General features: G+C 70.4%; 5 protein-coding genes. All 5 read right to left on the reverse strand.

From position 1 onward, the window contains the following. The 5 genes from drmC to drmD are packed head-to-tail and all read right to left on the reverse strand — an operon-like array spanning position 1 to position 13,613. Entirely contained in the window at positions 1 to 771 is a 771-nt protein-coding gene (gene drmC / locus ACFYON_RS24660; RefSeq protein ID WP_354869667.1) for a DISARM system phospholipase D-like protein DrmC, read from the reverse strand. After that, a complete protein-coding gene (locus ACFYON_RS24665) occupies positions 768 to 2,660 on the reverse strand; it encodes a DUF1998 domain-containing protein (RefSeq protein WP_354869670.1) in 1,893 nt (630 codons plus the stop codon). The genes drmC and ACFYON_RS24665 overlap by 4 nt, the downstream gene beginning before the upstream one ends. Continuing rightward, positions 2,660 to 6,481 carry a DISARM system helicase DrmA gene (gene drmA, locus ACFYON_RS24670; RefSeq protein WP_354869672.1) on the reverse strand — a complete coding sequence of 1,274 codons (3,822 nt, stop codon included), beginning with the start codon at positions 6,479 to 6,481 and terminating at the stop codon, positions 2,660 to 2,662. The genes ACFYON_RS24665 and drmA overlap by 1 nt, the downstream gene beginning before the upstream one ends. Further along, positions 6,481 to 10,467, reverse strand: a complete 3,987-nt coding sequence (locus ACFYON_RS24675; protein ID WP_354869675.1) for an Eco57I restriction-modification methylase domain-containing protein — start codon at positions 10,465 to 10,467, stop codon at positions 6,481 to 6,483. Before ACFYON_RS24675 ends, drmA begins: the two co-directional genes overlap by 1 nt. Next, on the reverse strand, positions 10,464 to 13,613 hold the full coding sequence (drmD, locus tag ACFYON_RS24680) for a DISARM system SNF2-like helicase DrmD (protein ID WP_354869677.1): 3,150 nt from the start codon (positions 13,611 to 13,613) through the stop codon (positions 10,464 to 10,466). Before drmD ends, ACFYON_RS24675 begins: the two co-directional genes overlap by 4 nt. Between the last annotated feature and the right edge of the window lie 94 nt (positions 13,614 to 13,707).

Here is a 13,707-nt window from a genome sequence, read left to right on the forward strand (position 1 = left end):
TCAGGGTGCCCCGAGTCGGACCAGGACGCCTCGGACCTGCAGCTCGGCGATGTGCTCGGCGGCTCGCTGCGGTGCCGGGCCGCCGTGCACCAGCAGCCCCGCCTCGATGTTGCGGTTCACGCCGGACTGGGTGAGGTTGGCGCTGGAGACGAGCAGCACCCGCCGGTCCGCGACCGCGATCTTGGCGTGCATGCGGGCGGGCCGTTCCGCGCGCCGGGCGAGCGGCCAGTGCCACATCTGGACGCCCGCGACCCCGGCGAACGCCGCGGCCGGCTCCGCTCCCTGTAACGCGCCGGCCGCACCGGTGACGGTCTCGACCACCACGTTCACGCTCACGCCCCTGGCGACCGCCGCGATCAGGGCGGCCACCAGCGGCGGATACGGCGTCGCGGAGTAGGTCATCAGCAGCAGTTCGGACCGGGCCTCGCCGACCAGGTCGACGAGGACCTGCGCGGTGGCCCGCACCGGCACCGGATGGGTGCCCGGGCCGCTCCACACCGACTCGATCCGGACGGCCGCGGACCGTTGCGCGTGCCCGGCCGCCAAGCCACGCAGGTATGCCGCGGCGACGCCCGCGACCAGCCCGGCTTCCTGCTGCGCGGTGAGCACCGCGCCGGCCGCCTCGGCGAACCCGGGCACCGGCACGGCGTGCCGCAGCGCCTGATGCGGCACGCCGTCGTCGAGGCGGTCGGCCAGCACCCGCACATGGGCCGGTCCGAGCCGCCGCACCGCGGCCTCGGCCGCCGCCTCGAACGCCGGGTGCCAGGTCACGGCAGCTCGGGAAAGAGTGCCAGGGCAGGCTGGTCGATCGGTACGACGAACCGGCGGTCCAGGAACCGGTTGCCGCGTTCGCAGGTCGTCTCGGACACGAAGAGGCACACGTGGCAGGCGGCGCCGTGCAGGAACTCCTCCATGTCGTGCGGGAGCCGCTCGGCGCAGAGGGGGTCCGACGAACAGTGGAGGGCGTCGCTCATCGCCCGCCGGGTCAACCGCACCAGCGCGTCGTGTTCGGCGAGTGACACCAAACCGCCCAGCGTCCCCTCCGCGTCGGGCACGGCGGTGTAGATGAGGATCCCGGAACGCGGGTCGTCGGGGCGGCCCGCGTAGATCCGTTCCGACAGGCTCGCGGAGCTGTAGCCGCATTCCAGCGCGATCGTACGGATCAGCAGGTGGGACAGCGTGTGCAGGGCGATGTAGCGCTTTCCCGGCCAGTGCCGCATCGGTTCGAAGGCGCCGGAGATCCGACCGGAGTAGCGGCTGCGCCGGAACCGCCCGTACGCCTCGCGGTGGGCCTGCATGGACTCGGTGTCGGCGACCCGGCGCTCCCAGTCGGCAAGCAGATCCTCGGGGAGCCGGAGGAAGATTCCCTCGCCGCGTACCTCGCTGGCCGGAACCCAGCCCACCGACGCCTTGGCCAGCGGCGCACGGCGGACCAGGTCGGGGTCCATCGGGTCGGGGGCGTCGAGGCGGGTGAAGCCGACCAGGGCACGGACTTCCCGGAGCCGTTCGGCCTGGATGACGTCGGCGTAGACCTCCTTCAACTCGCCCGGCACACCGTCGGGATCGCGGCGGAGCGTGAAGTCGTCGGTGGCCGGCGGCAGGTCTCCCGCGGAGAAGATCTCCCACTCCGGCGTGTGCAGGTCCGGGTACCCGGTCTCCTCCTCGTCGCCCTTCGGGGCGTTGCGATGCCGCTCGATCGCCGCCCAGAGCTGGTCGTCGCTCCACCGGGCGAACTCGCGCAACACCGGCACGACAGTCCGCAGGTAGGGCAGCATCGCCGCCCCGGGTACACCTTCCAGGGCAGCCCAGTGCTGCTCGATTTTGGTCTGGAGTTCGCCGGCACCGGTGCGGGGGACGGCGAGCGCGGAGAGGGTCTGCGCGAACCACTGGTTGGAGGCGCCGAGCACGAGCAGTTTCAGCTCGCCGGCACACCTACCCGCCTCGAAGTCGCCGAGGTGCGCCCACCGTCCCCGGCAGCGCGGCAGCTTCTCCGCCCCGCGTGGCCCGAGCACCTCTTTCATGTTGCGGCGGGCGCCGCACGGCACACACCTGATCTCGACGTTGGCCCCGAGGTTGCCGCCCCGGTCGTCCATCCGCAGCCGTGGGTGACTGGCGTTCGGGCAGGCGCCACCGTGGTGCACGAAGTGCCGGTACGGGAAGTCGTCCAGGTGGCCGGCGGTGCAGGCGAGCACGAATCGCGCGGCGACGGCCATCGGCTTGGCCAGCTTCTTCCGCGTGCACGACTTGTGGAAGAACCGGGCCTCGTGCGGCTTGCGCGGCTTGGAGTTCTCGAACTCGAAGACGGAGCCGTCGAGCGGGGCGAGTTCGTCGCAGACGGTGCACCGCAGCCAGCCGGGGAACGGCGTGATCGGCACACCGATCTTGGCGGCGGGTCCGTTCGGCTGCTTGTCGGTGCCGTCGATCCAGGGGGCGGGCCGCAACTCCTTCACGGACTTGTCGTTGAGGAGCCGGCGCGCGGCGGCGAGCAGCCTCGGCTCGGCGATCGGCTCCCAGTCCGGCACCGCGGAGTGGTTCCAGTCGTCCAGGCCGCGCACCAGGACGGAGAAGTTCGGCAGGTCGACGATGGCGCCGACGCCGGTGGTGAACATCAGGTGGCTGGGGCGGACGGACCCGACCCGCCGGAAGTACGTGGCCGCCATCAGTTTCCCTTCCCCGCGAGCGTCGACTCGCCCAGTTCGTCGCCGTCGGGCAGGTCCTCGTCGCGTGCCTCGCCGCCCGGCTGCCCGAACGACCACTCCGGCGCGCCGTACTGCGGATCGAAGATCTTGTCGCCGGCGGGCAGCACCAGGTTGATCTCGTGTTCGGTCTCCCGCATCGACTGGCCGACGGTCAGGTCGGTCCACCTGTCGCCGCCTGCGACAGTGAGCAGGCCCGCGAGCTTCTGCTGCTTGAACGTCCCTTCGGCGTAGCCGAGGCGGATCGACCCGGTCTTGCGCTCGTTCCACAGATCCCGCAGCCGGTTGACCCGCTCGGAGAGGTAGTCCCGAGCCCGCGTGCCGCCGATGGCCTCGGCGCGTTCGAGGAACCGGCCGACGACCCGTTGCACGTCCGGCCCGTCGAGCGGCACGTCTTGCGCGTCGGTGTTGCGGGAGAACGCGTCCGCCGCGTTGCGCACGGCCGCGACCAGCGTCCCGGTGGTCCCCCGGTCCAGCGCCCGCCGCGTGTACGGGGTGACCGACAGCGCCTCCACCTGCCGGTAGAACGTCGCGTGGTAGTACTCGAAATCCTCGTAGTGGGCGAGATCCCGAGGGCGGGTCCAGTTGTACAGCGTAATCACCAGACCGGGACGGCGCGCGTCCCGGCCGACACGGGAGGACGCCTGAATGTATTCGGCCGTGTTCTTCGGCTGGCCGGTGACGACCATCAGACCGAACCGGGAGACGTCCACACCGACCTGGAGCATTGACGTCGCCAGCACCACGTCGACCGGCACCCGGCCTTCCCTCTGGCGGCGGTAGAAACGCTCGGTGGTCGGGTGCAGGGCGGGCCGCGCGTGGGAGGCGGGCTTGGCGCTGCTCGCCTGCCGGTAGTCGTCGATCACGGCACGCAGCCGGGCAGAGGTGTCCAGCTCTGGATCGAAGCCGATCTCCAGCCGTTTCAGGACGTCGCTGATGTCGCCGGAGGAGATCCGGGAGGTCATCTCCTGCACGTTGAGCATCTGCGTGCCCACGAGCCGGTCCGAGAGGTCCTTGCGCCGGCCGTGTGACCGCACACGCGTCGCCACCTGGTCGTCGAGGAGGCGGCGCATGCCGGCCAGCTCCCTGGTGGCGCTGAAGTAGCCGACAGTCGTCAGGTACGGGTCGGCCGGCGCCCCGTACCTGTCGAAGAGCGTCTGCCCGGCGAGCAGCAGGATCTCCGCGACCCGGATCTCGGCGGACTTCATCCGTACGCCGTGGGCGCAGACGCCGAGGTAGCGGCGACCGGGATGCTCGGCGGTGACCGGCACCTGCCGGCTGAAGAACGTGTCGGTGATGTCGATGACCGGCGGCGGGAAGACCGCCAGGTCCCGGCCGAACACGCCGAGCACCTGCTCGCGGGCCCGTTTGGTGGTGGCCGTCGAGGCCACGATCTTCGGTCCCGTTTCGCTGCCGCCGGGCAGCGGCCAGGTGCAGAGCTGGTCGACGGCCGCCTCGAACAGGCCGACCACGGTGCCGAGCGCGCCGGAGATGAGGTGCAGCTCGTCCTGGATGATCAAGTCCGGCGGGCGGAGCTGGATCACCGGCTGGCTGGTGACCGCCTCCAGGCTGCCCTTCTTGTTGTGCCGGTTGCCGCAGTTGGTCCGGCCGTCGAGGTCGTCGTGCCGGTAGCCGTGCCGGGGGCACCGCTGACGGACGCGCCCGAACAGCATTCCGGCGAAGCCGCGCCAGGGAAGCTGGGCGAGCTTGTCGACGGTAGCGATGACCAGGCTGGGTGCGTACCGGTAGATTTCCTCGTCGACGGTGAGGATCGGCAGGCCCTCGGTGCTGCGGGTGCGGGAGAACGGGCACGCGTCGGCCCCTTCGGCCTCGGCGCAGAACAGCAGCACCCGCCGCAGGTCGTCCTTGGGTTCGAGGTCCCGCTCGGCGCGCAGTTTCGCCCCGCACCACGGGCAGCTCAGCGTCTGGAGGACGTTTGTGTGCTTGCCGTGCCCGGCCTCGCGCGCCTCGGCGATCTGCTCGGCCGCCTCGTCGTACCAGTTCGGCGAGACGCCACCGCCGACCCACAGCCCGATCCGGAACGGTTCGGTGCCCCAGGTGCGTTCGTCGCGCCGACGCAGCACCTCGGCTGCGCAGATCAGCGCGGCGGCCCGCTGGAACTGCTGCGCGGTGAGCAGCCGCAGCGTGTAGCGCATGAGGACGGCGACGCCGGCCTCGCCGCTGCGGGCGTCTGCCCCGGAGCCGACCACGCCCTGAAGCCGGCGGATGGCGAACGTGAACGCGGTCAGGCCCAGGTAGGCCTCCGTCTTGCCACCACCGGTGGGGAAGAACAGCAGGTCGACTGTGGCGTCCCGGTTGGCGGCCCGCTCGGCGTGCGCCGGGTCGGTCAGCGACGGCAGGTTGAGCAGGACGAACGCGAGCTGGAAGGGGCGCCAGGAGGCAGCCGCGGCGCCGCGCGCGTCGACGGCGGCCTTGGCTTCCGCGTACGTCAGGCCCTGCTCCTCGCGAAGGCGGGCGACCTCGCTGTGCCGGCGCTGCAAGGCCATCGCCTCGTTGGCGAACCGGAACGCCGCGAGCGCGTCGGCGTGCTTGTCCCGCTCCGGGTCGGTGAGCAACGCGATGCCGGCCCGGATGCGGGTTGCCGCCTTGCCGGCGTTGAAGACGGCCGCCTCCGCGGCCGGGCGCAGCTCGGCCGGCAGGCCAGGGATCTTCGCGGCCTCGTCGTCGAGCCACGTCTCGTACCCGTCGGCGAGCGGCGCGAGACCGGTGCGGAGCCGATCGATGTCGGCGGCGGCGAGGGCGTCCATGGACAGTTCGACCCGGGCCAGCGGTGTGCCCTTGCCGACCGGTGCGACGGTCGCCGGCACGTTGTAGGTCGGCAGCCAGGTGGTGAACAGCTTGTGCGCGCAGCGGTCGCCGTCACGCACCCACGGGTGCACGGCGACGTTGCGGCCGGAGGCGTAGCGACGCTGCGACCGGTAGAGCAGCCGCAGGTGTGCCTCCTCCAGGTCGTCGCTGACGCCCTTCACCCCGTCGAGCGGGTCGTCGATGGGCAGGAAGACGGCGGCGTGCCCGTCCAGCGCCGTGAGCGTCAGGGACGATTGGAAGAGCCAGGCGGTGTCGGCGTTGCTCTCCGGTTCGAGTTGCGTGTTGATCAGCGCGACCTGCACCACCCGCTGACCGCCGCGCGGCCGGACCTCGACGGAGAGGTGCACCCCGGGCGCGTCCTGGTCGTCGACGGTGAGCGGGATCCGGTACGAGGTGTCGCCGTCGAGCCGGACCTCCCTGGCGTAGGAAACCGGCTCGCGGTACCAGACCCGGCGCTTGCCCTTCTCGTCCTCGGACTCGCGCAGGTCGTAGCGGCCCCACTCGGCGGTCACGGAGAGCGCGTCGGTGTCTTCGGCCGCGGCGAAGGACAACCCCATCGAGGAGGCCCACATCTTGCCCAGATTCTGGGGGGTGACCACCTCGGGCAGTTCGGCCTCGCTGCCGTCACCCTGGACGGCGGCGTCCACGTCGTGCACCTCGGACGAGTCACGCTTCCCGGTGCGTGGGCGCTGCTTCGGGCCGAGCATGCCGACCAGGTACCGCTCGCGCGGACCCATCGCACCCGGACGGAACTCCTCCTGCTCCCCGTCCCACGGGCCGAGCAGATCCCGGCCGATCAGGTCCTCCAGCTCGTCCCGGACCTGGTACGAGGTGGCCTTGGGAAAGGTCTGGGGCACGTCGAGCGGTGGCTTCTGGCCGTCCTCGCTGCCGGACAGGGCCAGCGCCTGCTGCTCGCCGCGCGGGTGAGGGAACAGTCCTCCCTGTACGTCGACCATCACCACAGCCCTTCCGCGGTGGACTTCGCCTTGCGGCCGGACTTCTTGTCGTGCAGGCCCTTTGCCTTCTCCTCGGCGTAGCGCTGGTGGTTCAGCTCCAGTAGACGGTCGAGGATCTCGCGCTGGACCGCCGGGCCGACGGTGTAGCGGGTGTACGCACCGGCCTTGTGGAAGCCGTGGTCGAGGCCCAACTCGACGAGGTCGTCCCAGCCGTAGGCACGGCACACTGCCTCGTCGATGTCGCGGTGGATGCGCCGCAACTCCACGATGTCCTCGTCATGGCATCCGGGGTCGAACACGAGGTTATAGGTCGAGGTCAGGCCTGCTTGCCGACTGAGCATCACTTCTCGCCGGGTTATGTCGAGCCGATCACCCAAGGCGCGCAGGTCGGCAATAGGTGTCGGTAACGGAAGCGTCGCAATTACGTCGGAGGGCGAGTAGCTAAGGTCCGCCTTCATCGTGGCGCTACGGCTCACCGCCCACCAATAGTGCGGCGCGCTGGATAGCAGCGCCAACATCGCGGTGTCAGAGCTTGGAAAGACAACGATCTTATGTGCGTACACCTGCTTGGTGGTCACCAGCAATGGCATGACTGTCTTGCTGACCTGTGCGAGCACAATGACTCGCTCCAACCTCGCAATCGCCTGATACAGCTCGAGAGTTGGGCGTGTGAAGCGCCACCAAATCTCCCGGCGCCGCTTGTCGCTATTGCGGTCCCGCTCGGGCTTGACGAGCCGTAGCACTCGGTCATAGCAGTCCGGGTAGGTGCGGGCCCGATCCTCGGGCCAGTCGTGGAAGTTGATGACCCAGCGGCTGGCTGAGCCGTCGGGCCGGGAGTTTAGGTCCTGCCCGTTCAGATAGGGAAAGAGAATCTCACGGTTGCGGGGATCCTTAGCGATGAGCGCCTCAGCCTCACGCGGCTCCATCGTGAACCCCATGCCCAGCACATACGAGCCGATGAAGGATGTTCCGGCGTTGCTCTGCAAGCGGTACGGATTGCCGGTCACGCGAGATTCCGGGTCCAGCGAAGGCGTGATGCCAGGAACCGCAAGGCCGTCGGCACGCCTGACGGTCGTATCGCCGAGGGCGCCTCGGCTGGTCCAGACAGCACAGAACTCCAGGGCTGCCGACTGCGACGGCCATCGGCGGCTCTTGATCGACTGGCGGATGGCTGCCACTTTGACGACCTGGTCGAGGCCGACCTCGCGGGTGTCGCCTTGGGCGAGGGTGTTCGTGGCGATCAGTCCAGTCTGCCCACCGGAGTTGAGCAGGTCGTGGGCGCGGAGCAGGAAGTAGGCCACCAGGTCGGCACTGCCCCGCACGCCACGGCCGGTCGCGCTGATCAGCAGCTCCCGGTAGGCCGGGCCAAGTGCCCCGGTCAGCTTCTGCCCACCCAGGAATGGCGGGTTTCCGATGATGGCGTCGAAGCCGCCCCGGTCGAACACCTCGGGGAACTCCAAGGGCCAGTGCAGCGGATCGCGGTCGAAGCCACCGTCCGGCTGGTCGAGGGCGAGCCAGGACCGCGCCTGCTGCGACAGCGGCTCCACGTCACCGCCGCCAGCCAGGTGCTGGGCGAGCCTGCCGACTGTTCCGGCGATCACGACCGGGTCCTGGCCCCGTGTGACGGAGGCGAGTGAGGCACCTACCACCAGATCGGCGTAGGCGTCGGCGCGCTGTCGCGCCGCGTGTGCCTCGGCCAGAAGTTGGTGCTTCCGCGCCACTGTGTCCTGGCGGTCCGGCAGTGCGGCGAGCTGTCGGCGAAGCTTACGGACGTCGGATAGGTCCCGTTCGAGCCGTAGATCGCGTGCCGCCCTGCCGGGCAGGTTCTCGGTGTTTCCGAGGCCGAGCAGCGAGTCACCGGCGACGAGCCGGTCGTCGAGGAAGGTGAACGGCCGCTTCGGATCCATAGACACCAGCCAGAGCGACAGCTTCGCCATCTCCACTGCCATCGGGTTGATGTCCACGCCGTACAAGCAGTGCTCGATGATCTGCCGTCGGGCCTCGATCACCAGCGGGTCCGTGTCTGCGTCGGTGCCTCGCTCGACAGCACGCGACTCGACCTCGGACGCCTGTTGGCCTCGCTCTCGGGACCAGGCAGAGATGAGGTGACCGGCCAGGTATCGGGCAGCCGCGACGAGGAACGCGGCGGAGCCCATCGCGATGTCGGCGATCTTGAGGGCGAGGATTTCCTCGCTGGACTTCGGTTTCCACTGTGTGGTGTCCGCCGTCTGCAACGGTCCCGGCTCGTACACAAGCGGTTCCAGCGCTCCCGCCACCACTTCCTCGGCGAGTTCGCGCGGCGTGTAGTGGGTGCCGGTGTTGCGGCGCAGCGCCGACTCGGTGACGAACAGCGCACCGGGCAGGATGACCACCGGCAGCCCACGCAGGTCCTCGCGCAGCAGCCCGACGAACGGCAGCAGCCGCTCGGAGAGCGGATAGTCGCCGCCGGTGACGGCGAGCAGCTTCTTGCGGGCCTCCTCGCGCTCCACCCCGTCCAGCGGCGCCAGCTTCTTCGTCAGCGCGGCCGGCGACCCGATCTTCGAGTCCTTGTACTTCTCGGCCAGCGTCTTCGCCAGCGCCAGCGCGTCGGGGTGCCGGTCCCGCAGCGCCTCCAGGTCGGTGAGCGGGACCTCCTCCTCCAGCCCTTCCTTGCCGATCAGGCCGACCGTCACGTCCTCGGCGCGGAAGCCCTCGAAGGAGAGCAGGCCCTCGTAGACGTACCCGATCTGCTCGACGTCCAGGGCGCGGAAGCTGACCGTACGGCGCTCCCGCGACCTGCCGGTGCCGACCTCGACGTACTGCACCGAGCGGAGCATGTGCAGCACGGTGCGGTCGTCGACGGTCAGCGGCAGCCACGCGTACCGCTCGGGGTCGAACAGCGAGCCGTCGTGGCCGTGCAGGGTGAGCCGGGGGTGGTCGATGCCCTGGTAGACGGCGTTGAACAGGGCGAGCAACCGGTGCCAGGCGGCGGAGCTGTGCTCCAGGTCCTCCTCGCTGCCCTCGGTGGCCCGCTGTTCCAGCTCGGCGCAGAGCCGCCCGGCGGAGTACGCCGTCGCGTACAGCTCGTTGTCGGCGGGCAGCAGCTTGCGTTCCTCGGCGAACAGCAGGAAGACGATCCGCATCATCACCGCGACGGCGCCACGGTAGACCTCGTGCGCCTCGACGTCGGCGAGGCCGCGTCCGCCGGTCTCCCGTTCGCGTACGTCGATCCGGCCGATCGCGGCGACGAGCAGCTCGACGGCCCGACGGACCTGGACACCCAGCGCCTCGGTGATCTCCTCCTGGCTACCAAGGCTGTCTCGCAGCAGCGGAACGAGGCGCTCGGCGTCGGGCACGCCGAAGAACCGGCGGCGCGACAACAGTGACACGAACGCACGCACCACGTCCCGTTCGGCGGCCTCCGGCCAGGAGACGGCGTCGAAGGTGGCGGTGGTGGTGACGCCGCCGCGGGGCGCCCAGACCAGCGTCCACCAGCGGCCGTCGGTGGCGAGACCCAGCTCGATGTTGTGGTGCCGGCAGAGGTGGGCGAGCCGGTCGACGGGCGTGGCGGCCCAGGTCGAGTCCTTGATCCGGGCGGTCGGCTGCTGGCCCGGCGGGCAGGTCAGGCCGAGCAGCCGTACGCTGTCCGGCTTGACCTCCTCGCCCGGCTCGACCAGCAGGAACGACGGCCGCAGCTCGGTGTCGTGTTCGGCCACCGTGTGCGCGAGCGAGTCGAGGGAGTCCGCGTGCAGGGTGTCGCCCCAGCCGAGCAGCTCGCCCAGCACGTACCCGATCCAGGCCTGCTGGCCCGCGACGGTGTCGTCCTGCCAGGCGGTGTACGCCTGGCGCAGCCGCTCCCGGGTCGGCTTGTCGAGGGCGTCGAGGGTGGGCCAGGTGCGGCGCAGCACCGGCAGGCTGAGGAACGGGCCGTTGACGTCGACCAGGCTCAGCCAGTTGCGGTGCTGCTCGACGCCGTCGGGGGCGGGGCGGCGGAACGTGCGGCTCATCGGGTGGCCTCCCGCTTCGGTACGACGAAGACCACTGCCACCGGGAACCGGTGCGGCTTCGGGTCGCGGTAGCGGGCGGCGACCGCGTCGAGTTCGCGGTCGCGCTCGGCTTCGAGGGCCGACAAGCGTTCCTCCCAGGATTGACGGTCCTTGCGGTACTGGGCGAGTTCTTCCTTGCTCTTGGTCATCGCGACGAGCTGCTCCGACGTGAAGAGGGAGTCCTGCCCGCCGGTGCCCTCCTCCGGCGTCGCGAGCGCGCCACGCAGGGAGGCGGCGAACTGGTCGAGGTTGTGCCGGATGCGCTTCTCCTCGGCTTCCTGCCGCTGCTTGAGCTTGCGGTCCAGCGACTCCTGCCGAGCGTTGGTGCGCCAGTCGATGGCGGCGAGCAGGCCGTCCTTGATCCGGGGCCAGCGCTCGGCGACGCGGCCCTCGACCACACGGGAGGCCGGCGTTCCGGTGGTGAGCGCCCGGTCGAGGATGCCGCCGAGGGTGGTCAGGTTCTCCAGCCGGCGGAACCGGCCCTGCTCGGGTGCCCAGCCACCGGCGTAGAGGACCTCCTCGTGCAGCCGGACGCCGTCCGCGCCGACCAGCACGAACCGGGAGTACGCGCCGACCAGCACGTCCTCCAGCGACGGGTCGTCGCTGACGACGGCGGTGACCCGGTGCAGGCCGATGTCGGGGTTGGACACGGCGGCGCGCAGCAGCCGGGTCGACATCGCCACCAGCGGATGGTTCAGGTGGGCGAGGACGATGCCGTCGCGGTCCCGCTTGGCCACCTGGGCGTCGAAGGCGATCGGGAGTTGGCTTGGCGGTTCGTTCTCATCCTGGAGCTTGGCGGTGAGCCCTGCGCCGGCACGTTGCCAGGAGCCGGTCAGCGGCGGCACCTCGTAGAGGCCGTCCACCAGGTGCCTGTCGTCGACGAAGCGCTTGAGCGGCTGCTGCCGGGCCAGGTCCAGCGCGGTGTCGACGACCCGCTTGACCGCCGGCGGGGTGATGCCGAGTTCCTCGACGGTCTTGTCCAGGTCGGCGCGCAGCCGCCGCACCTGCTCGCGCAGGTTCGACTCGGTCGGCAGGCTGCCGCCGGTCCGCCCCTTGCCGGCCCGATCGATGTCGACGCCGACCTGCTCGCCGAGCATCCGGCGCTGCACCGCCTCGGACAGCACCGCGTTCACCGAGCCGAGGTCCTCCTCCATCCGGGCGACCTTCGTGGCGACGCGGGACAGAAACTCCAGGTCGGCCTCGAACGAGTCGACCTGCCTGCCGAAGCCGGTGCCGACGAAGTGCTGGATCTCCGGGCTGACCGTCTGCCCGTACCTGTCGATCCGGCCGATCCGCTGCTCCAGTTTGTTGGGGTTGAACGGGATGTCGTAGTTGACCAGCCGGTGGCAGTGGTTCTGCAGGTCGATGCCCTCGCTGGCGGCGTCGGTGGCGAGCAGGATGCGGACCGGCCGGTCGGTGGGGTCGGCCTGGAAGGCGAGGCGGATCTGCTCCCGCTCGTCGCCCGGGGTGCCGCCGTGCAGCAGCGCGAGGCTGTCGCCGCCGAGGTCCTCCTGCCGCAGCAGGTCCGCCAGCCAGGTCTGGGTGTCGCGGTATTCGGTGAAGACGACGACGCGCTCGTTTGTCCAGTGGCGCCCGTCGGGCTTGCAGATCGCCGTCAGATAGTTGATCAGCTCGCGGGCCTTGGCGTCGGGCTGCGCCTCCTTGGCCTCGGCCCAGTCGAGCATCTTCTGCAACAGGGCGGTCTCGTCGGAGGTGGGGTCGGGTTGCATGGGCCGGACGCGGTTGAGGGCGTCATCCTCGGCCTCGGCGAGCTGCTCGTCGTCGTAGGTGGCGAGGTCGTCCATGAACTCGTCCATCCAGTCCGGCACGTCGTCGCCGGCGATCAGGTTGGGCGAGCCCTTCCTGCTGGCCAGCGTGTCGAGGTAGACGCGGACGGTGTGGGCGAACGCGGCCGGGCTGGAGAAGAGGCGCTTCTTGAGCAGCAGGGTCACCAGGTCGGTCGCCTTGCGGCCGCGCTGCGAGTTGAGCCGCTTGCGGCGCAGCTCGGCGAACTGGGTGAGCAGCGCGTGGATCTGCCGCTCGTCCTCCGGGTAGGTGACCGGGATCGCCGACGCCTTCCGCTCCACGAAGCGCGGGCTTCCGTCCGGGTTCTCGATGTCGCGCTTGAGCCGGCGTACGACGGTGTCCTTGACCGCGGCCTGGTCCGGTTGGACGCCGCGGGCAAACCGCTGGTTGTCGAGGATCTCCAGCAACGCAGTGAAGGACGCCTGGTAGCCGTTGTGCGGGGTGGCGGACAGGAACAGGCGGTGGGTGAAGTGCGGTGCCATCCGCCGGATCAGCTTGGTCTGCTGGGAGTCGACGGCGTAGACCTGCTTCGGGGCGGCTGGCGCGACGTGGTGTGCCTCGTCGAGGATCAGCAAGTCGAACGTGCGCGGGTAGGCCGGGCCGTCGGCCGGAAGCACCTCGTCGAGCAAGCGCTGCGCCTTCTGCCCGCGCAGCCAGGGCAGGCTGACGATGCTCAGCGGGTAGACCTCGAACGGGTTCGCCGCCGAGCCGTGGCTGCGGCGGACGGCCGCGCAGCGTTCCGAGTCGATGATGGTGAAGTCGAGGCCGAACTTCTCGGCCATCTCGTCGCGCCACTTGAGCGTCAGGCCGGCCGGGCAGACGATCATGACGCGGCGGGCCCGGTGCCGCAGCAGCAGCTCCTGGGCGACCAGGCCGGCCTCGATGGTCTTGCCCAGGCCCACGTCGTCGGCGAGCAGCAGGTTCACCCGGGGGGCGTCTACCGCCCGAGCGACCGGTTCGAGCTGGTAGTCCTCGATCGCGACGCCGGACCGGAACGGCGCCTGCAACGTCTTCACATCAGCGGAGGTGACGGCGGACCAACGGACGGCGTCGAGGAACGCGGCCAGCTTCTGCGGCGGGTCGAACGATCCGACCTCGGGCAGCGAGCCGCTCGGCAGCACCTGCCGGCCCGGCTCGACCTCCCAGATCACATCGAGCATGTGGCCGTAGCGGCCGTCCTCGACGCTCTGCAGCGACACCAGGGTGCTCTGTCCGGCGCGCTCGACCTCGCTGACCACCCACCGCTGTCCCCGTACGGCGACCAGCGCCCCGATCGTCACCGTGTCCGTCGCGCTCGGCATCGTGCCCCCATGTTCATGCCACACCCGCTCGAATCGAACGGACCTTGAACCGCCGATCGGGCGACAGTGATTCAGCCAAAAGGACTGTTTGCTC

Source organism: Micromonospora sp. NPDC005686, assembly GCF_042871665.1.
In the GTDB taxonomy this organism is placed as follows: domain Bacteria; phylum Actinomycetota; class Actinomycetes; order Mycobacteriales; family Micromonosporaceae; genus Micromonospora.